Origin of the sequence: Paenibacillus tarimensis (assembly GCF_021532315.1) — a bacterium.
Classification (GTDB): Bacteria; Bacillota; Bacilli; order Paenibacillales; family Paenibacillaceae; genus Paenibacillus_I; species Paenibacillus_I tarimensis.
This window is the reverse complement of record NZ_JAKGAO010000009.1, coordinates 176,829-196,986: the sequence shown is the minus strand read 5'-3', so window position 1 is coordinate 196,986 and position 20,158 is coordinate 176,829. Positions and strand designations below refer to the sequence as shown.

General features: G+C 50.4%; 17 protein-coding genes and 1 pseudogene. 9 read left to right on the top strand and 9 right to left on the bottom strand.

Annotated elements, in window-relative coordinates:
* Positions 1 to 23: 23 nt before the first annotated feature.
* Entirely contained in the window at positions 24 to 1,325 is a 1,302-nt protein-coding gene (locus L1N82_RS09725; protein WP_235287360.1) for a DRTGG domain-containing protein, read from the bottom strand.
* 247 nt (positions 1,326 to 1,572) lie between these two features.
* On the opposite strand from L1N82_RS09725, the gene L1N82_RS09720 reads away from it, so the two are divergent.
* The 3 genes and pseudogenes from L1N82_RS09720 to L1N82_RS23565 all read left to right on the top strand — a co-directional run.
* On the top strand, positions 1,573 to 2,457 hold the full coding sequence (locus L1N82_RS09720) for a sensor histidine kinase (RefSeq protein ID WP_235287184.1): 885 nt from the start codon (positions 1,573 to 1,575) through the stop codon (positions 2,455 to 2,457).
* An 18-nt stretch (positions 2,458 to 2,475) separates the two neighbouring features.
* Positions 2,476 to 3,792 carry a Spo0B domain-containing protein gene (locus L1N82_RS09715; protein ID WP_235287183.1) on the top strand — a complete coding sequence of 439 codons (1,317 nt, stop codon included), beginning with the start codon at positions 2,476 to 2,478 and terminating at the stop codon, positions 3,790 to 3,792.
* 483 nt (positions 3,793 to 4,275) lie between these two features.
* Positions 4,276 to 4,449 (top strand): annotated as a pseudogene (locus L1N82_RS23565) (transposase); the annotation flags it as partial.
* A gap of 132 nt (positions 4,450 to 4,581) precedes the next feature.
* Here L1N82_RS23565 and L1N82_RS09710 read toward each other — a convergent pair.
* From L1N82_RS09710 to L1N82_RS09700, 3 genes are all read right to left on the bottom strand, one after another.
* Positions 4,582 to 4,779: a hypothetical protein gene (locus L1N82_RS09710; RefSeq protein WP_235287182.1), complete on the bottom strand. Its 198-nt coding sequence runs from the start codon at positions 4,777 to 4,779 to the stop codon at positions 4,582 to 4,584.
* Between the two features lie 780 nt (positions 4,780 to 5,559).
* Positions 5,560 to 5,829 (bottom strand): hypothetical protein, encoded by a 270-nt coding sequence (locus tag L1N82_RS09705; RefSeq protein ID WP_235287181.1) that lies wholly within the window; start codon positions 5,827 to 5,829, stop codon positions 5,560 to 5,562.
* 143 nt (positions 5,830 to 5,972) lie between these two features.
* Positions 5,973 to 7,118, bottom strand: coding sequence for a DUF445 family protein (locus L1N82_RS09700; RefSeq protein WP_235287180.1), 1,146 nt, complete (start codon positions 7,116 to 7,118; stop codon positions 5,973 to 5,975).
* Positions 7,119 to 7,355: 237 nt separating this feature from the next.
* Between L1N82_RS09700 and L1N82_RS09695 the strand changes: the two genes are divergently transcribed.
* Genes L1N82_RS09695 through L1N82_RS09670 form a run of 6 tightly spaced genes read left to right on the top strand, consistent with a single transcriptional unit; the run spans position 7,356 to position 14,117 of the window.
* Entirely contained in the window at positions 7,356 to 8,720 is a 1,365-nt protein-coding gene (locus L1N82_RS09695; protein ID WP_235287179.1) for a YheC/YheD family endospore coat-associated protein, read from the top strand.
* 14 nt (positions 8,721 to 8,734) lie between these two features.
* Positions 8,735 to 9,913, top strand: coding sequence for a YheC/YheD family endospore coat-associated protein (locus tag L1N82_RS09690; RefSeq protein WP_235287178.1), 1,179 nt, complete (start codon positions 8,735 to 8,737; stop codon positions 9,911 to 9,913).
* 20 nt (positions 9,914 to 9,933) lie between these two features.
* Positions 9,934 to 11,307: a YheC/YheD family endospore coat-associated protein gene (locus L1N82_RS09685; RefSeq protein WP_235287177.1), complete on the top strand. Its 1,374-nt coding sequence runs from the start codon at positions 9,934 to 9,936 to the stop codon at positions 11,305 to 11,307.
* Positions 11,308 to 12,453 carry a YheC/YheD family endospore coat-associated protein gene (locus tag L1N82_RS09680; protein WP_235287176.1) on the top strand — a complete coding sequence of 382 codons (1,146 nt, stop codon included), beginning with the start codon at positions 11,308 to 11,310 and terminating at the stop codon, positions 12,451 to 12,453.
* Positions 12,453 to 12,941, top strand: coding sequence for a GNAT family N-acetyltransferase (locus L1N82_RS09675; RefSeq protein WP_235287175.1), 489 nt, complete (start codon positions 12,453 to 12,455; stop codon positions 12,939 to 12,941). Before L1N82_RS09680 ends, L1N82_RS09675 begins: the two co-directional genes overlap by 1 nt.
* 3 nt (positions 12,942 to 12,944) lie before the next feature.
* Positions 12,945 to 14,117: a YheC/YheD family endospore coat-associated protein gene (locus L1N82_RS09670; RefSeq protein ID WP_235287174.1), complete on the top strand. Its 1,173-nt coding sequence runs from the start codon at positions 12,945 to 12,947 to the stop codon at positions 14,115 to 14,117.
* An 89-nt stretch (positions 14,118 to 14,206) separates the two neighbouring features.
* On the opposite strand, the gene L1N82_RS09665 is transcribed toward L1N82_RS09670, so the two are convergent.
* From L1N82_RS09665 to L1N82_RS09645, 5 genes are all read right to left on the bottom strand, one after another.
* The gene (locus L1N82_RS09665; RefSeq protein WP_235287173.1) at positions 14,207 to 14,893 is read right to left on the bottom strand and encodes an HAD hydrolase-like protein; all 687 of its coding nucleotides are present in this window, start codon (positions 14,891 to 14,893) and stop codon (positions 14,207 to 14,209) included.
* Positions 14,894 to 14,951: 58 nt separating this feature from the next.
* Entirely contained in the window at positions 14,952 to 15,983 is a 1,032-nt protein-coding gene (gene ytvI, locus L1N82_RS09660) for a sporulation integral membrane protein YtvI (RefSeq protein ID WP_235287172.1), read from the bottom strand.
* Positions 15,984 to 16,049: 66 nt separating this feature from the next.
* Positions 16,050 to 17,192, bottom strand: coding sequence for a radical SAM/CxCxxxxC motif protein YfkAB (gene yfkAB / locus L1N82_RS09655; protein WP_235287359.1), 1,143 nt, complete (start codon positions 17,190 to 17,192; stop codon positions 16,050 to 16,052).
* Positions 17,193 to 17,351: 159 nt separating this feature from the next.
* Positions 17,352 to 18,464, bottom strand: coding sequence for an HD-GYP domain-containing protein (locus tag L1N82_RS09650; protein ID WP_235287358.1), 1,113 nt, complete (start codon positions 18,462 to 18,464; stop codon positions 17,352 to 17,354).
* A 236-nt stretch (positions 18,465 to 18,700) separates the two neighbouring features.
* The gene (locus L1N82_RS09645; RefSeq protein WP_235287171.1) at positions 18,701 to 20,137 is read right to left on the bottom strand and encodes a bifunctional metallophosphatase/5'-nucleotidase; all 1,437 of its coding nucleotides are present in this window, start codon (positions 20,135 to 20,137) and stop codon (positions 18,701 to 18,703) included.
* Positions 20,138 to 20,158 lie beyond the last annotated feature (21 nt).

Sequence of the window (20,158 nt, the reverse complement as noted above, 5' to 3'; positions counted from 1 at the left end):
ATTTGCTTTCTATTATCTAAATCTCAGGACGTCTCAATCATCTGGGCGGAGAGCATTCCCTTCACCACTATACCGTGCTCATCGTGAAGCTCCATCTCTACCTTGGCCGATTTTCGGCTGAGCTCAAGCACGCTTGGTCTGATGGTAACCTCGGAGTCAATCTGAACCGGGCGGACATAATAGGAGGTCATGCTTTCCACCACATGGTCGCGCCTGCCCAGCTCGCGGATCAGCGACCTGGAAGCCTGCGTCAGCAGCGTTGCCAGCACGCCTTCCGAGGCGGTTCCAAGCGGACCGGACATCTGCGGGGTAATTCTGCCCTTGTAGATGGCAAGCGTATCGTCACTTTCCTTTACCTCCTGAAAGCCGCTCCAGATCAGGTCGTCAAACGTCTCGCCGGTCTGCTTCTGCTTGCCTGCGAACTGCAGCGCCCGCGTTACCTCCGCCCTGGATACGACGGCAAGCAGCTTGCGGTGCTTATCCACTATCGGCAGCAGGTCGATTCCTTCATTCATCATCCGATGTGCTGCCGACACAACTGGGATAGTTGGGTGCGCGGTGATCGGGCTGCGCGTCATCAGCCGGTCCACCGTCTGCCCAGGCTCCGAGCCGGCCACATCCTTGGCCGTGATCATGCCGATAACCCTGTTCCATTCATCCACTACGGGGTAACGGGTATGACCGGTTCTCTGCAGCATGTGCTGAAAATCAGACACAGTTTGTCCAAGCCTCAACACGCCGGTAATGTTGCCAAAGGTCACGATATCTTCTAGCAGCATGATTTTCCGTTTAATCAGGCGATCATACATCGCCCGGTTAATCATCGAGGCAACCGTAAAAGTGTCATGTCTTGAGGATATGATCGGAAGCCCCTTCTCATCGGCCAAACGCTTGATATCGTTGCTCGTGTCAAATCCGCCCGTTATAAGAACGCCTGCCTGCTCATCTAGCGCTTTGCGGTGTGCATTCTCCCTGTTCCCGACAATCAGAAGGCTACCTGTGTCGATGTATGTCATCATATCATCAAGCTCCATCGCGCCGATTACGAATTTATGCAGGGACTTGCCAAGGCCAAGTACCCCCCCCAGCACATGCCCCTCCACAATGTCCGCCACATCCCCGAAGGTCAGCCGGTCCATCCTTCCCCGCTGTTTCTTATCAATTCTGACCGTGCCGATCCGTTCCTTAGTGCTGACATAGCCAATGTTTTCCGCCTCCTTTACGGCCCGGTATGCCGTTCCCTCGCTCACATTGAGCGCTTTGGCAATACCTCTGACGGAAATGCGGGTGCCTATATCCAGCTCCTTAATATGATTTAGTATCATTTCATGCTTCGTAAGCGCGTCCCCGCGCGGATCCAATGGAGACAACGGTCAACCCCTCCTGTAGCTTTCACTTGCCCTTCTATTCTTACAAAAAAATATTTTCATTTAAGCGAAAAGAAAGTAAAGTATAATATAGCCGGGCCCTGACATTCGACATTATTATACTTATCTGGAAATTGGTTCTCCGGTCCTGCGAATGCTTTAAAGATGTAATAGAGCATCCCACGGGCAAAAGGAGTGCAGTGCTATGAAAAAACAAGCCCGCAGACAAACACCCGTTATCTATATACTACTACTTCTTGCGATACAATTAAAAATTCTCGTACTCTTTATTCTAGCCCGGTACAGCTCGTACAGCGAATCCCTGCTAAAAATTGCATTTTGTATCGGACTGACTATCATCGCAGTTGTAACATTCTGTACCGTAAAAGTGATGGTGCGGATCCGTAACGAAGCAGCCGAAGCAGCCGGGAGGGCGTTCATTAATGATCTTATGCAGGTATTCAGCAGCCTTCGAGGCCAGCGGCACGATTTTATCGGCCATGTTCAGCATATGTATACTCTTTTGAAAAATAACGACCTGCAGGAGCTCCAGCGGTACATGAAAAGGACAGCACAGGAAATCCATCTGTTTAGCCCCGGCGAACACGCTATCCCTGCTTCTGCCTTGGAGACGTTCCTGCATGCAAGAATTTCTACAGCAATTGACCACAAAATTCACTATGAATATCAAATCATTCCTGAAGTCGAGACTATATTTCCGGGTAAAAATAGTGATCTGGTGCGGATTATCGGCAACCTTCTGAACAATGCGTTTGATGAGGTTATCAAGCTGCCGGCTGTACAGCGGTTTGTTCGTGTATATGTTGATCTAGACAAACGCGCAGGCAGCAGGGAGAAAGAGCTGTTGATTACTGTCACTAATACCTCCCGTTCTTTAACTGAGGAAGAGAAGCAGCGGATGTTTACACCTGGCTTCAGTACCAAAACCGACAACCATTCAGGTCTTGGACTCCCTATTGTCCAGAAGCTTGTCCATCAGTACGGCGGACGACTGGAAGTATGCCAGCAGCCTGAGCAGCGGATTTCTTTTATCATCCGGCTTCCATCTTCATGGGGTGCAGCTGGCTGATTGGAAAGGAGGCTTCCTATGGAACATTTCAAGCATGCACTAGAAGTAGCAGTCCTCCTGTCAGTACCCCAAGCGTTCAGCTCTATATGTCTGGTAATGGTGTTCTTCGGCTTGCTGCCGAGGAAGTTGGTCGCACGCACCCTTAGCTTTTCCATCACACTCTCGGTCAGTCTTAACTTTAGCTTCATGAGTTTGGAAACACCTGTGCACATGCTATTCTCTATTGCGCTCACCGTTCTGATGATGTATTTATTCTTCAATCGGTATAGCTGGCGTATTATTATCCTGCTTGCTGCCAGCTTCTTGGCCGCGATTACTCTATCAGAGCTCGCCGGTCTGATGTTCACCAGCCTGTTCATTCCCTATGAACTGCTGATTACAGGGCCTTTTTACTATAAGTTCATCTTATGGCCCTTCTTCTCGTTGTTCTTATTAATGGCTTGGTTCATGCACCGGTACAGCTTCTTCCCAGGCAAGCGGGCAGCCCTGCTTATAGCAGAGACCCGGGACAGCAACCTTCTCCTGTTTATTTTGCTGATAACTGCGCAGTTGATCATACTGTTTGTATTTTATGTTTCAACTGTCATGTTCGGTCAGTACAACTACCAGGATATCCTTTTTATAGCCGGCATCCTGTCTATTCTGGCGGTTACCGGCATATCCGTGAAGCTGCTGCTGCTCAGCCGTAAACAAGCTGTGGAACGGACCCGCACAGTTTATGTTGGAGATCTTCTGCAGCTGTTCACGGCATACCGGAGCCAGCGTCATGATTTTGTCAATCACGTACAGACGATGCATGCCATGCTGCAGTTAAACAAGAGGAAGCAGCTCGAAGCCTATATGGAAGAAGTAGTCGAGGATATTCAGGCGCTAAGCGAACAGAGGGAGGCCATGGGTGTGCCGGCGTTAGCTGCATTGATTCAGGCTAAAAGTGCACTGGCTGCCGACCACCGGATATCTATGCAAATACAGATTGGCGAACTCCCAAAAGGAAAGACAGATATCCGTATGTTGGATATGATCGGGATAATCGGCCAGCTAATTGACATGGTTTTGGAAGAGATGATGAAACTGCCCTATAATCTCCGTCAGCTGGAGCTCGCTATCTGCGAACAATCCGATAGACTCCTGATTCGTATAACCAAGCCTGCTGATCCGTATGCTGCCGCTTCTCTCACTGATGCGCCTGGCCTATCACCTGCTGCCAAACAACTGGTCAAACAGATCAAAAAGTGCCACGGTGAGCTTTCCATTAAGCTGGAAGCCCGTAATCAGATCAGTTATCATTTACATTTCCCTCTCTTCATGACAGGACTTTCCGGACGTTACGAATAAACTGACAGAGAAACCGTCAGTCCCAAGTTATTGGGTTCTGACGGTTTTTAATGTTTAGACCCCTCTGGATCTCGTGAGTTTGGGGGTTATAAGGCTTTGAGGCTTTGGAGTATAGTTTTGACGTCTTTTGGCCGCTATCCCTTCCGGTAAGGGAGCCCTCGACAAGCTGCCATCTCGTACAGGCCCTTATGGTCGTTATCCCGCTCTGTAAGTAATTAAGACAGTCTGCTGCTATCATTCTGATTCTGCCAGCCTTACTCTCACTTCTCCCCGCTGTCGGTATTTTCAGCCTACTCTCTCTCTCTGCTTCTCTAACCACAGTCCAATATCGCTTTCCAACAGGTCAGCTATCTGCGGCCAGCCGCTCATTGTAAGCTGATCGGCAGAATGATAAACAGAAAAATTCACTTTTGACACAGGAACGTATGTTTGGTAAAATAAGAACATGCGTTCCAATTGCCGTGGCGAGAGCGAGGGTTGAGTATGATAACTTGTGGTACTGATACTCCTATTATGAACCTGTATCAAACGGAGGCCGACTGTGTTGCTGCCCTATACGGTGCAAAATGGCCCGAAGGGTTTCGTTGTCCACGCTGCGGGCATCCTTCTGCCTACACCCTGCAAACTCGGCGGCTGCCCTTATACGAGTGTACAGCCTGCCACCGCCAAACCTCGCTCACTGCAGGTACAGTAATGCAAGGCAGCCGGACACCATTGTTGAAATGGTTTTTGGCGATCCATAGTATTTGCCATTCCTCAGCTTCAATTAACGCGGTAAAACTGGCCGGCTTAATTAAAGTCACATACAAAACCGCTTGGCTTATCCTTCATAAACTCAGGCATGCCATCACTACAGCTGAGAGCCAGCTCCGACTCTCGAATATCGTGAGGGTGGATTGCTCCCGCTTTTACAGCCTCTATAATGCGAAGCATCAGAACCATCGTATTCTTCTTGCAGCTCAAATATCCGCAAACCATATCGTTCAATTTAAGAGTGAACCGGTGCCTACTGCTACGGGCATCCAACAGCCTTATCTGCAGGCTGCTTATGTTCAACCCGACATAAAAAAGTTCGTCCAGCGTTATATCGACCCTTCTGCCACCGTCATTAACGGAGGACATCAGTTAGTCTATCGGCTTCGCTACTGGCCATTGAGACAAGTGCTTAAACAGGCATCATTCGTGATCAATAACACCTACCACGGCCTAGGACCCAAATACTTACATGCTTACCTTAACGAATATGCTTTTCGACTGAATACAGTAGAGCGGAAGGAGATACCTGCTCCTACGCTTATTTCTTACTGCTCACGAATTTCCGTAATTACATACTCTCAGCTTATAGGGCGACAGAGATTACCAGTCCGCAGAGTGTATGCCGGAGTACAAGCAACTGCTTGACACGTCTTTACCCTGATGGCATTGTCAGGCTGACAAAAGATTCATGTGACCTATTTGACCTTACACAAAGGGATAGCGATACCTTATAATGGTCCGGCTGTTCATTTTCCAAGAGCAATTCAGACTCCTACAATTTAAAAATTTTAGTGATTCAACCTGCCATTAACCCCCTAGGAACACCGATAGCTGCCCAATAATACGACATCGGTCTAATCAACCGCCTGGTTGCTAAAAGACTGCTCTATCTGTTCCTTACACTCAGGGATAATGACCAAAAGGGGAATAATAGCTTCATACGTGAAGATCTTCCACAACGATATCATTTGTCTATCACAGTCTTTAATTCCATAAAAAAACGCTCCAACCTTATCGGTTAAAGCGTCTTTCAATGGTCTGCTGCCACATGGCATATTTTTTTCGTTTCACGCTGGTTAAACGATTGCTCGTCTCCTCACTGACATTGAACAGCATATGAAGGTGTGCAGCAGCTACCATGATCGCGAACCCCACCCACATCGCGCCAAAAACATTTTGCAATGTCACTCCCTCCCCCAGCGCTATTTTCGGTAACCCGTAAAATAGCATGGCCAATGAAGCTATCGCAAATAATGCATGTTTAGTCTTACGCTTGTTCAACAACCGCTCACTCTCCTTCTGACGGATTCGCTAGGGGCATCTATATCTCACATACGCCCCGCTAACATCCTATTCCGAAGAGTCAACAATTATGTACAAGCAGAGATGTCTTTTGCACTAGTCATCCTGACTGAGCCCATCTTTTACATAAACCAGAGTATAAAAGCAGACTGGAATAATCCGATCAGGCCGCCAAGTACTGCCCCAAGCCAAGTAATTGCCTTAAACTCTTTGCCCGATACACTTAAAATGATATGCTCCAGCCGCTCAATAGGAAATTTCTCAACCTGCTGCTTGACCAAGGCAGGCAGCCCAATCGCCTCGATGATGGTGTGCATATTGCGATTAAGAAGCTGAAAGGAAGTTTGCATAATCGTCTGTACCCACTTGCGCCACACAGGCTCATTATGTAGAAGCCACTGGCTGATATCATAAGCTTCCAGCCGCTCAAGCCTTTCTTCAAGACGCAGTACATCATCTAATTTAAGCTTCATCCAGACAAGCGGCTCTTCATCACCCGCGAAGCGGCTAACCGCCTGTTCAAGCGTCCACTCGCCGGCCGCTTCAAGCTGTCTGGCAATCATACCCCTGATAGCCGTACGAACCGCTTCGCCCCCAAGCTGTTCGAGCAGCATAGGTGTTAAACGCTCAATCATTTTATCCTCATCCATGAAGATGCCTGCCAGTGCGCCGAGAAAACCGCCGGCTTTATCAAGCATTCCGGAGGCCAGCTGGCGAAGAAGCCTTTGGCCCCGCGATGAAAGAATTTCCTCCCGCAGCGCATTCACAATCATATTCTCTGCTGTTTGCGACCAGCTAAGAATCGTCTCTTCCGACCAACCGGGAACAGTCTCGGCTACAGTGCGGGTTGACCATCCCCTCTTTATCCAAATTTCCTCAAGACCGTTATGAAGATAGTCGCGAACGGAGCCGGACCAGTCAGCCTTCCTTGTGGCCCAGCCCTCCTCGCCCCAGTAGCTGGTCCCAATGGATTGCAGAGTTAGGCCGGGCTCCATATGTGCAATTTTGGTTAGTTTGGCATTGAGCTTATCTGCCGCCGCTTGCCGGAAGTTCTCCTGTGCCAGCAGTTCACGCAATCCCTCTGTTGTAACCAGATAGGAAGCGACGACGTCGCCTAGTGATTCGGCGATCTGTGACTTCCGTTTTGGAATCAGTCCGGGTGTGAACGGTATCCGTTTTCCCAAAAAATAAATGGCTTGTCTTGGGTGGAACAGCATCTTAATTGCAAAGTGGTTCGTCAGTCCACCCACAAACGCCGCAACTATCATATTAACAAGAATGAATAACCAGGGTTGCATATTAATCCTTCCTTCTCTAAAGAAACATGATGGCAGCTCGTGATGGACTCCATCCCAAGCAGTATAGCCAATAGGCGAAACGATTATAGGCGGACAGTCTCCAAGGAATAGATGTCCTCATATGATGAAGTAAATTCGTGAATATGCCCCAACCTCCTTATTAGCGCCTATGTAAGGCGCAGCCTGTCCGGTTGGAAGGAGATCAAGATGCAAAAATCAAAATTGGCCGTTCAAATTGTCAGCTCCGGAATCATTCCGGATGACACGCTCATGCTCGGCGAAGCTTACGTTAAGCATTGGAAGATTCCGCAGGGGCAGCCGGTGTGGCTCAAATTCGGTTCCTACCGCCAACATGTCAAGATTATATCCGTTCAGCGGTATGACGGGTTAAGAATTAGCCACAGCCTCGCGAGACGGATGGGGCTGGCAGGGAATCTCACCCTTCGCATTCAGTACCGGCCTTCTGTGCAAACCTTGTCTCTTGGCCCGTTAATTGGCGTGATGGTCAGCCGGGATTATCCGCAATCACCAGACCGGCCCTTCGGAGCCATCACTTCGTTTTGCAAGGAATTGGTTGACGCATGTGAGATTCAGGGGGCCCATGTCTATTTCTTTACCCCCAGCCATATTAACAGCTCCAGTTCACTGGAAGCATGGGTGTATGGTAACGGTTGGCGACGTATGAAGGTCCCGGTAGCCGATGTGCTGAATAACCGTCTTACAACCCGGAAGCTCGAGAACAAATCCAGCGTACAACATTTCTGGAGAGAAGTAAAATCCCGCTACGGGACCCAAGTATTTAACGAAAAGTTCCTGGATAAATCCGAAGTGTTTGATGCTCTGAAGAACGACTCATCGCTGCATCGTTATTTACCCGAATCTCATTTGCTGCGAAACTTCACGATTCTCAAAGCGATGTGCAGCCGTTACAACTCCGTCTTTCTTAAACCGGTTCGCGGAAGCTTGGGCAAAGGCATTATCAAGGTTACGAAGGCTCCCTCTAGCGGATACAATGCCCTCCATGCAACTGTTGGAGGGACCCGTAAACAGCATTATACCAATCTGCTTAAGCTGTTTGGCAGCATCTCAGGGAAGATGAAGACCGTCAAATACCAGATCCAGCAGGGGCTGCAATTAATTGATATTCAGAAGCGCCCGGTAGACTTTCGGGCACTTGTTCAGAAGAATGCAGCAGGTAAATGGGCCGTAACCTCCATTGTAGCCAGAGTAGCTGGCGGGCAGCATTTCGTCTCCAACCTTGCAAGAGGCGGCAGCTTAAGTACGGTCAAGGAGGCCATCACAAAGTCTAACGCAGCCTCTTCCGCTAAAAAAGACGCCTATTCCCGTCTAAACCGGGCCTCGCTGGATATTGCTGCCGGCGTTGATCAGCATATTGCCGCACATTTTGGCGAGCTTGGCATCGATCTGGCTATGGATGTTAATGGGCGTGTCTGGCTCCTGGAGGTTAACTCCAAGCCATCGAAGAATGATAATACCCCCTTAAACGATAAGGGTATCCGGCCATCTGTACGCATGATGCTCCAGTATGCCAGACATTTGGCCGGATTTTAGAGGATGGTATGCCCATGTTGAAACGCTTGGCAATTATGTCGGCCATTTCTCCTGTTCTTGGCGGCACTACGTTCAAAGTACCAGAGGAACGCTTATGCCGTCTGCTCGCTCTATGCGGAGAGGAGAACGGCTGGGAAACTACCGTCTTCCATCCTGCCGCTTACAACCCGTCAACAGGGCAGATCGATGGCATCACCCTGCATAATGGGGCTTGGGTGAGACATCTGACCAGTGCCCCGCATATCGTATACGACCGGCATTTCAGCCGGGATGCCGGTGATAGGGCTGCAGCCAAGCATACCCTGCAGCAGTTAAAGCTTCTCGGCAGCCCTGCACTTAACGGCTCTCCCCTTCCGGGAAAACGTGAAGTCTATCGCAAGCTCGCCGGCAGCCAGGAGCTTCGGAGCTTAATCCCTCCCACCTATCTGTTGAGCCCAGGCTCAGAACGTCTGCTTAACGGGATGCTTGCCCGTTTCCCTGATGGGGTGTTTATGAAGCCAACAAACGGGATGCAAGGTAAAGGTACCATCGCTATTCAACATCTCCCGCTGAACGGCGGCGGTTATCTGATTAAAGGAAGAAGCAGTCAAAATAAGCCTTATACCCTTATGTTAAAGGATCGCAACAGACTTCTTACTTGGGTTGGTGAGCACTCCTCCCGGCGTCCATACCTGCTCCAGCCTTTACTGAGCCTGCTCACGGCTGCTGGTGACCCTTATGATGTCAGGGTGCTGGTACAAAAGGATGGCAACGGCCATTGGCGCATATCAGGTACTGCTGTCCGTAAGGGAGCACCAGGAACGATGACAGCCAACCTGCACGGCGGCGGTTCTGCTCACCCGCTCAGCCCTTTTCTGACCATGCAATTCGGCAATCAACAAGCTGTTGAACTAAAGGAACACATGACTACAAGCGCGCTGCTGACTGCCCGGATACTGGAGCAATCCTATGGCCGGTTTGCCGAGCTGGGACTTGATTTTGGAATTGAGCCGGACGGTCGTCTATGGTTTATTGAGGCTAATTCCAAGCCGGGAAGAACCTTCTTCCGTAGGCTGGGCGATACGAAGGGCGAGCTTCGTTCCGTCTCCTGGCTTCTGCAGTACGCATGGACATTGTGCCGTCAATCGGCCCTCCGGCGAGGAAAGGTCGTTAACCCTGCAGCTGACGCTTACCATAAGAGTTTCCATAGCTGAAACCTTCAGGAGGTTCATTCATGAGTCTGACTTATTGTAATGTCCGTTTCTCCCAACAGCCTGATCGCATCCTCTATCTGTCCAACACACTGCTGAAACAGTTCAAGCTAACCGGCAAGAAACGGATTCATGTTAAATTCGGCAAAGAAGTCACTACCGCAGCCATCCGACCGCTCAAGCGGCAGGGCAAGCATATGTATGTCTCTGCGGGTCTGAGAAGTCTTATGCGTATACCAAAATCCGGAGGCATCTATATTCATAATACAGCAGATGATGAAATCCAGATCGGTCCCTTGATTGGCGTATTGACCGACTCTAACAACCGCTCAGGTCTGCTTCCTTTTGGAGCAAGAACAGGCTACATCAAGCAGCTGCTGAAGATCGGGCAGAACAAGGCTTACTTCTTCGCCTTCACGCCCCGTGATATAAACTGGCAGAACGAGACGGTCTTCGGCTACTTCCTGTCCCCCACCGGCAGCTGGGTCCGCAGAACGGTTCCTCTACCGGATGTTGTCTATAACCGGCTGCCCAGCCGCAAAGCTGAGACTACGTCATCTATTGCAGGACTGCGGGAACGCTTCGTACGCAAAAAGATTCCTTTCTTCAACTGGAGCTTCTTCAATAAATCAGATGTCTATAAACTGTTAGACGGAGATCTGGAAGCCTCACGCCATCTGCCCGAATCTATTACAAACCCCACGCCAGAGAAAATTAAGGAAATGCTTGAAAAGCACCAGTTCGTCTATTATAAGCCAACAGCTGGAAGCCTTGGCGCCGGCATCTACAGGCTCACCTATCATCCTAAACGCGGCTATTTCGTCCGATACCGCAAGGGCGCAAGCAACGTCCTGCTGCGATTCTCCAAGTTCAGCAGCCTAATGCGTATGTTTCGCGCCAGACACGGCAGCGGGCTCAGCCGCTACATTATCCAGCAAGGCATAAGACTGGTCGAGATCGATGGTTGTCCGCTCGATTTCCGCTTCCATATGCATAAGAATGGGCGCAACGAGTGGGTCGCTGCCGGGATTGGCGCAAAGAAGGCCGGCCGCGGCAGCGTGACAACACACATTAAGAACGGCGGCTCACTGCTAACGCCTGAACAGGCGCTGAACCGAACCTTTGGCGAAAAAGCCGGTGAAGTACTGGAACAGGCCAAACGTTCTGCAGTCCGGCTATCGGAAGCAATTGAACGCAATTATCCGCACACATTAGGTGAGTTGGGACTTGATATTGGAATCGATAAGGACGGAGAGATCTGGATGTTCGAAGCCAATGCCAAACCGGGGCGTTCAATCTTCAAGCATCCTGCACTTAAATCTCAGGGCCGGGCTTCGATGGAGTATATACTGGAGCACTGCTTGTATCTCAGCCGCTTCAGGAGGAGGGATGCATAAGTGGAGCACCCGATTCTGGAGGATACCCGCATTCAGTTCAAACGTCCCGTGCTCGCTGTACTGACCGTGGATGACGACCTGCAGCTGTTTCGCGGGAATCGCAGCAACTTCGCAGATATTTTGCGTATCGGTCAAGAATACGGATTTATCGTATATGTCGTGACAGTCAAAAACTTGAAGCTGCTTAAGAGCAAGGTGACCGGGTTCACTTTCATTGAAGAATCCCAGTCTTGGCAGAAAGGCTTGTTTCCGCTTCCCGACATTGTTTACAACCGTGTCCCTATGCGAGAAGATGAGCTGCAGCCCCAAGTTAAGCGAAAAATCAATGCGCTTCTGAAGCATCCGACGATCCGGATCTTTAATCCCTCTTTCTTCAATAAATGGAGTCTCTTTGAATGGCTGAACATGTCCAAATCCACGAGGCCCTATATTCCGGCAACTCGCAAGCTCGTTACTCAAAACAGTTTACGAATGCTCTTGAAGCGGCATCCATTCCTGTATCTTAAGCCAGTCAGCGGTAAAGCCGGCAAGGGCATCATGGCAATCCGGCTCCAGCCTGAGAAGCAAATGCCATACCGGCTGCGCATGCAGGAGAAACGGCGGAGCCTGAATTACAACTGTGCCACCATCTCTAAGCTCTGGGCCAAAATCCGTAAGGAAAGCAGCGGGGAGGCCTACATCGCCCAACAGGGAATTGAGCTTCTCAAGCATCAGGACCGGCAGTTTGATCTGCGGGTTCTGGTGCAAAAAAACCAGCGGGGACAATGGGATGTAACAGGTATTGGCGCGCGAATGGCCGGTAGCTCCAGCATTACAACCCATGTACCGCGCGGCGGCAGTATTGAAGACCCCGACAAGCTGCTGCAGTACTCATTCGGTCAGGAACAGGCTAAGAAGGTTATGGTCAAGGTCAAAAGCGCCGCTATCCTGATAGCCAGGCAGATTGAGCGGGGTTCAGGCCACACTCTTGGCGAAATGTCAATGGATCTTGGCGTAGATAAGCATGGGGGCATCTGGTTTTTTGAGGCTAACTCTAAGCCTATGAAATTTGATGAGCCCCATATTCGGAAGAAGTCACTGGAACGACTCTTCCAATACAGCCAATATTTATTAACCAAAAAAACAAAACGGGCAGGTGGAGCGTAATGGAGGTTCAGTGGATCACACCAATGAACTGGATCATGCACCGTAAACGGCTGCTGGCATTTGCCCTGAAGTATGGTGACAAAAGAATTACGGCAGACAGCTTAAAGCAGTTTGCCCGCATTGATCCCGCCGAGCTCGCCCATCCATACAGCAGCAGAACGGCTGTCGCTGTTGTACGCGATGGAGGGCGGCTAGTTGGCTTAGCCGCTGCAATCAATAAAGGCAAGGATGCTTGTCTGGTTATTGTACACCCCGACTCGCGGCGCCAAGGGATTGGAACGCTGCTTCTCGGCTCCCTCCGCAATAAACTCGGCGGTCTCAGCTGTCATGTCGCCGCAGATAATATGGCCAGCATTTCCGCATGTCTCCGAGCCGGGATGGCTGCTGTTCACGTGGTGACGGGTACAACAGGCAAGCCAACCCTGTGTTTTGAGGGGAAATCACCCGCTGCTGCGGGAATGAAGCCTCGGGTCAAAAGGAGGAGGTAACGGATGACAAATCCTGTACTTGGCATCCTTACCTTATATCTGAATGAAAAACGGACACTCGAAGAGCGCCCGATCTACCAGCGTATGACAACTGCCGCCAAAAATCTGGGCATAGACGTAATGGTTTTTACACCTGAGGATGTAAATTACAAGCTGGATAGAATACATGCACTTATATACAATCCGGATTTGAAACGCTGGTCACGCAAGTGGACTTCTTTTCCTCATATCATATTTGACCGATGCCGGATACAGAAGAGCAAGCGCTTTGAACGACTTAAGTATTTCCGGGCTAAATACGGCAACCGCCTGTTCCTGAACCGCCCTATGCGTAACAAGTGGAGTGTTTATCGAACATTATCCCAAGACAGCCGCTTTCGCCCCCACCTTCCGGAAACGAGGCTGTACCATTCTTCACGGGATTTAACGGAGATGCTGCACAAGTACCCCCTTCTGTACCTTAAGCCCTTTAACGGAACAGGAGGCCGTGGTATACTCCGGATTCAGAAGGACAACGGCAGGCTGCTCATTCAGGGAAGAGATTTGTCCCGCCGCATCATTCGTCCTCAGCGTGTCCTGCCCCGGGCTCTTCTGGGGAGACTTTCTTCATGGAGCCTGAAGGAGAGGAACTACCTGGTTCAACAGGGCATTCAGCTCAAGCTGGATAACGGGCGTGTTCACGATTATCGCATGCTTGTTCAGAAGAATGGGAATGGTGTATGGGAAGTAACCGGATGCGCCGGCCGAGTCGGAGCTGCAGGGAGTGTGACCTCCAATCTTCACGGCGGCGGCAGGGCTGAGCGGATGGATGACCTGTTGAGGCAGTGGATAGGCAATGAAGCCCAGGTTATTCGGATTAAACAGCAGGCCGACGCACTCGGTTTGGCTGTTGCCCGTTTCTTGGAAGAAACTTACGGAGCTTTATGTGAGCTGGCACTGGACATAGCCATTGACCGAAACGGTCATATCTGGCTGCTTGAGGTTAACCCCAAGCCTGCACGTGAAGTATTCGCAAGAATTGGTGAGAAAGAGACATACCATAAGGCAATCGTAAGGCCTTTGGAATATGCCATGTGGGTATACAGCCAGCGTTCGCGTTCCAAGGGGCTGAAATCCCGCACAAGCAAACGCCCGTCACAAACCCGTCCCCACCATGGCCGTCCGCGTTCAGGCTAACATTTTTACAACAGCAGAAAATAAAAATAACGCCGGGCTAATATAGCCCGGCGCCTTCTGTTATGCTGGCCGATGGCCAGCTGAAGCTATTACACTTTCTGCTCAGGGAGCAGGTCCAGCAGCTCACGGAAATCTGTAATAATTGCATCTGAACCTTCAAGTTCACCCGGCTTGCCGAAAGCAGCGTAACCGCAGCCGACAACTTGCAGTCCATTGCCTTTGCCTGCTTCAACATCCGATGAACGGTCCCCGACCATCCAGGCGCTCTTGATGCCGTGCTCCTCCAGAAGTATTTTAACCAGCTCTACCTTGGTTGCCGTACTTCTTCCCCCCGCTGTATAAAGGCCGTCGAACAGCTTGTCTATTGTGCGGTGCAGCACGATTGCCTCTACATAGTCCTGCAATCCGTTGCTTGCCACGAACAGCTTGATCCCTCTGTCCTTGAGAGCCTTCAGTGTTTCAGGTACATGCGGATACAGGTTGCCGCGGCTAGCCGCAATTTCCTCCAGCTCAAGATCAAGCATCAACTCATCGGCACGCTGATGAACCTCAGGTGTGCCCTCTGGAATGACGCGGAACCAGATATCCTTAAGGAGCATCCCAAGACAAGACAGAAGAGCGTCTACCGGGGGAGTCTCCTTCGTATACAGTCCTTCCTCGCGCAGCTGCTGAAACAAACGGTCATGAACCACCGTGAGCAGCGTCTCCGTTTGAAAGAGCGTGCCGTCCATATCAAAAATTACTGCCTCCGGAAAAGATAATTGCCGGTCAGCCATCTCTTGCACTCTCCTTTCATGTTCAATGCAGCGTATCTAACTGCAGTCATCTACTCCATTATAGGGAAATTTTACTCTGGAACAAGCCTGCCTTGCGGGCTGCCATGTAAATAATTACAACAATCGGGCCAAGGAATACGCCGATCACACCAACCAGCTTGAAGCCCACATACAGACTCACCAGCGCAGACAAGGCACCAATGCCAACCGAATCGCCAAGCACCTTGGGCTCCACCACTCTGCGGAACACCGTAATAACTAGGAACAGAATCAGCAGTCCCACACCCGTAAACATGTCGCCTGTAAGTATAAGATACGAGGCCCAGGGAACGAGCACGGAGCCGGTGCCGAGAATTGGCAAAATATCGACGATTACGACCAAAAGTGCAATCGCAAGCGGATATTTTACGCCAAGGAACAGAAACCCAACCAGAGTAATCGCATAGGTCAGCGCACTGAGAATAATCTGGGAGCGCAAAAAACCGAAGATCGATTTACGCAGATTTTGCAGTACATTATCCACTTTACCCCTTGAATCCTCGTCGAACAGGGACAATACCTGTGCCTTCATCGTGTTAAGACTCATGCTGAACATATACACCGCCACAAGGAACACGATGAAGAAGATGAACATGCCGGGTATTCCCGCTGCAAAGTTCAAGAACACGCCGGAGATGCGGGAAATCAGGCCATTTAATGAATTCGTCAGCGTTACGGTCCAATTCTCAAGTTGCACAGCCGTCTCGGGCGGAAGCGTGTCATACAAGTCCTTGGCATCTTGAATGGTGCGCTGTATGAAGATGTTGGCTTCCTGAACATAACCCGGCGCTTTATCCCAGAAGGCAATGAGCTCTGCCAAAACCTTGGCGCCAAGCAGTGCCATTAATCCAAGCAGTCCCAAGGTGAATATACTGCTGGATGCTGTAGCGGCAGCCAACCGGTTCATCCGCAGTTTGCGCATGAAAAACATAGTCAGCGGCTCCATAAATATGGCAACGACTAATGCAAGCAGGAAAGGAGCACCAACGGTGAAAAACAAATACAGAAGCACAAGACCAAGTCCCATGGTAACCAGTGTACGGATTGTCATAAAACCTTGCCATCTCCTCTGAATCCCGCCCGTACCCGGGCGGTTCCAATACTTACCGTCCCTATCCTATTCGAGAATAGCGCTTCTCAGAAGAAAATTTTCTTCAGGGTAATACATATCCTTGACGAGCAAATTGGGGCCGCAGCAGCCCGCTGCCGGACAATGGCAGTTCACGCTAGCTGCCAGCGGTCCCTGCAACCATCGGTCAAACAAGTCATCCAGCTTATCCGTCTTCACACTGCCGAAGGACGGCACGTCAGCAAAGTCGGTTACAAATACGTCACCGGTAAACAAATTGACATTCAACCGGTTGCGGCCATCCGGATCATTACGTACGGTTACACCCTGTTCCTCCGAAAGCCGCTTGACAAGCCCTCTCTCCTTGTCATTCACACTGCAGCGGAAGAACGGGAGGGTTCCAAACAGCATCCATACGTTAGGGTCACGCGCATCCAGCAATCGTTCAACGGCCGCTGCCATCTCCTCCCTCGACAGCATGGGCAAATCCATGGCGAAGGAGCTTGGGTACATTGGATGCACCTCATGCCTGCGGCAGCCCATCTCAATGATCTGCCGGTGGATCTCCACGATATCCAGATGGGTTCTATAGTTAATCATGGACTCGGCAGAAACGAGCATGCCCCCCGCGCTCAGGCGGCGGGCATTGTCAATCATACGCTCATAGAGCTTATAAGCCGTCTCTTTCGGCACAGGATGAGGGGACTTGCCAAATCCGATGCGGTGAAAGTCATCTGCTGACAGATAATTGTAGGAAATATGCATGACGTCCAAATAGGGGGCCAGACGCTCATATCGTCCGTAATCAAGCGTTAGATTCGAATTGATCTGCGACCTGATTCCGCGCTCCTTAGCATAGCGAAGCAGTGGAACGATATACTCGTCAACTGTCCGCTCGGTAAATGAAGGCTCTCCGCCGGTTATACTGATCGTCTCCAGGTGCTCGACCTCGTCCAGCCGGTTCAGCATCAACGACAGCGGGATTTTATCCGGTTCGCGGAACGTCAGTGTATCGCCTACAGCACAGTGCTCACACCGCATATTGCAAAGGTTGGAAACCGTCATTTCCACACTGGTCAGAACGTGCCTTCCATGCTTCTCCAGTGACCGGATCGGATCCCAAGGGTCCCACTCGGGAGAAAGCCGATAGCTGCCGGAAGCAGGGATATTCATATCCTGTAAGAGATTCATATGCTTGTTCATCTGTAAACCACTCATGTATAAACACCTAATTCCATATCATTATCGCTTGCGCTCATCTATTCATCTATTGTAATGTCACTGATACTGCCTTGGCAAATACAACAAAAAATAGACCACCGGTTCAATGGTTGAACGGGCGGTCCCTGACTAACCGGCCGCGCTATCCGGGCCGACATCCTCACCTGGTATTCCTGATATCATGATCGACAGATGCTTAGATAAATCAATTTCGTAAGGCTCGCGCAGCTCTTCCCCCGCTTCGTTGAACAGCACGCGTACAATGGGCCGATGGGCGTAGGCTGAATTGATATCCACAACTACCCCTTCTTCTCCCGTACTCAGCTTAACCGTCAGTCCGATTGGGTAAATCGCCACCTTATCCCGGAACAATTGAATCATTCGCTGCTCATAGAGCGTACCCGTACCGGCAAACAATGATTCAATAGCCTGGTGGGGCAGCATAGCACTGCGGTATACACGTGAAGAAGTCATGGCATCGTAAGAATCAACAACCCCGATCCACTTGGCGTAATCATGAATTTCATCACCTCTAATGCCTCGGGGATAACCACTTCCATCCAGTCTCTCATGGTGCTGCAGTGCACAATGGGCCACTAGCAGAGGCAGGTTCGGTTCATCCTTTAACAGCTGGAAGCCCTGCTCTGTGTGCCGTTGAATTGCGACATATTCCTGCTTGGTTAACGAACCCGGCTTGGTGAGGAGAGGTCGCGGGATATAGATTTTGCCCACGTCATGAAGCAAAGCACCTAGACCAAGCACCATTAACTCATCCTTCGAGTATCCTGCCGCTATCCCCAGCAAAGTGGTATAGATACAGACATTAAGAGAGTGCTGATACAGATAATGGTCAACCGTGCCCATGTTATGAAGCATAATCATCGCGTCCGCTTGATCTGCTATCTCGTCCAGGATCGAAGTCATGATCCCTTTAAACTGTTTGGCTACATAAGGATAGGTAACTCCTTTTCTGCCAGGCGTATTGGCCATAGCGCGAAACCCGCTTCGCAGCTCTCCCAGCGCCCTGATTCTCGTCTCGTCTGACATCAGCTGGGGGACTTTAATATCATCGGTGGATGCATCCTGTATATACACATAGCTGATTCCGCATTGACTCAACCTTCGAATCAGCCTATCGGTCAGTTCTTTTTGCTCGGTTAGCAGGACTTGACCATCCTCGGCATAAATCCGCTGTGCCAGCTTCATACCGGGCCTGCACTTGTTTATAGGTATTAATCGCATTCGTGTCGACTCCGTTTCCGCTTCTGCACGCAATAATGACAAGGGATTATGAACACCAGAAAATATCCGTTCATCTGCCCTATTATAATATCGGCTAAATGTAGGCTTTATTTTACTTTATGACATTTTTCCATGATCTGCAATGCATTTTCGCCAAGTAATGACATATTAAGGTCGAATATTGTCGTATGAATACATAAAAAAAGGGTTTAGTCTGCAGCTATATGCTCTGCAGACTAAACCGTTACCCAGCGTTCTCTATTGGAATCCGCAATTGCATCTTGACTGCGGAGCTCGCTAGCGAGCAGATCACGGAGAAACTCCGGCAAATAATAGCGTGGCTGCTTATCATCCTTAAGCGTATGGTAACCGATCCCGAACGAGAACATGGAGATCGTACCAACTGTATAAGGACGACTGTCCAAGAGCGGGCCGTCTGAAAACAAAATAAGACGGATCTTATTCATTGGCGGCGCCTCAGGATCATAATGAATGGTAAGGCCATCGACCGCCAGCGTCCCAAGCACCAAGCCCCGAAAGCCAAATCCAAAAATCGGCTTATGAATATTTTCATCAAGCAGCGACTCCTCGAGCGCTCGGCGGATCTGGCTGCCGGTTAACTGCATCCGGCATGGATTGATCGGGGACGGGCACAGCGCATGAAGCTGCGCTTCCGTCACATCGCCTTTGGCAAGGCCGCCGAGGAGCTGTCCAGCATTTACGATGCCAATTTCGGCATCGGTCCAGCGGCGCAGGGCAGCGGCGAGCAAGTTGCCAAGCGGAGATTCCCGCTCGGCAGAAGCTGGTACAGCTTCTCCGAGCCTTGCAATTACCCGGCTCATGCGCCGGGTACCCGACTCACGGAAGCCGCTTATGATAGCTGCGGCCTCCGGGTCCTCGTCGAATGCCGCCATGGGCACACATTCCGCTTCTATAATCACCCGACCGGCAACAACATTCCCTGTAATCTCTACACGGCCGAGATAATCACCATACCTGCCAGCCGCACAGATCGTCGTTCCATTCAATCTTAGCGGCTCTTCAAGCAGATGATGCGTATGTCCGCCAAGAATGAGGTCAATTCCCTCTATTTCCTCTGCCATCTGCTTATCATAGTTTAAGCCAAGATGGGAAAGCACAATGATGCAGTCAACCTCAGGGCGCAGCAGCTCCACCTGCTCTGCACAGCACGCCACCGGGTCCCGGGCAGACCATCCCAGCATGTCATAGAACGTGGAGAATGCCGCTGTCAAACCAATTATTCCAAAACGCATTCCGCCCTTGACGATGATGGTGTGCGGCTGCATCCATGCCGGTGGCTCTCCGGTAGCTGTCTCAAGTAAATTAGCACATAGAACCTGAAATCGCGCTTCCTCACCGTAAGCGCGATCCAAAACCTCATGGGAGTAAGTCAGACCTTCGTTATTGCCAAGTGTTACCGCATCATAACCCGCTTCATTCAAGAGTGCGATATTAACGAGTCCGTCACTGCCCTCCGTCTCCAGCCTCATGCGATCCATATGATCCCCGATATCCAGAACCAGCAGGTCTTCGCCATAAGTCCGCCGCGCCTCCGTAATATAAGTCGATATCCTCGCGGCCTGCTCCAGGCGGCTGTGAAGATCGTTGCTGTGGAGAAGGAGGACGCGGGCAGGTGTGTTTGCTGTCTCCATACTTGCCTCCTGCGAGTTGTC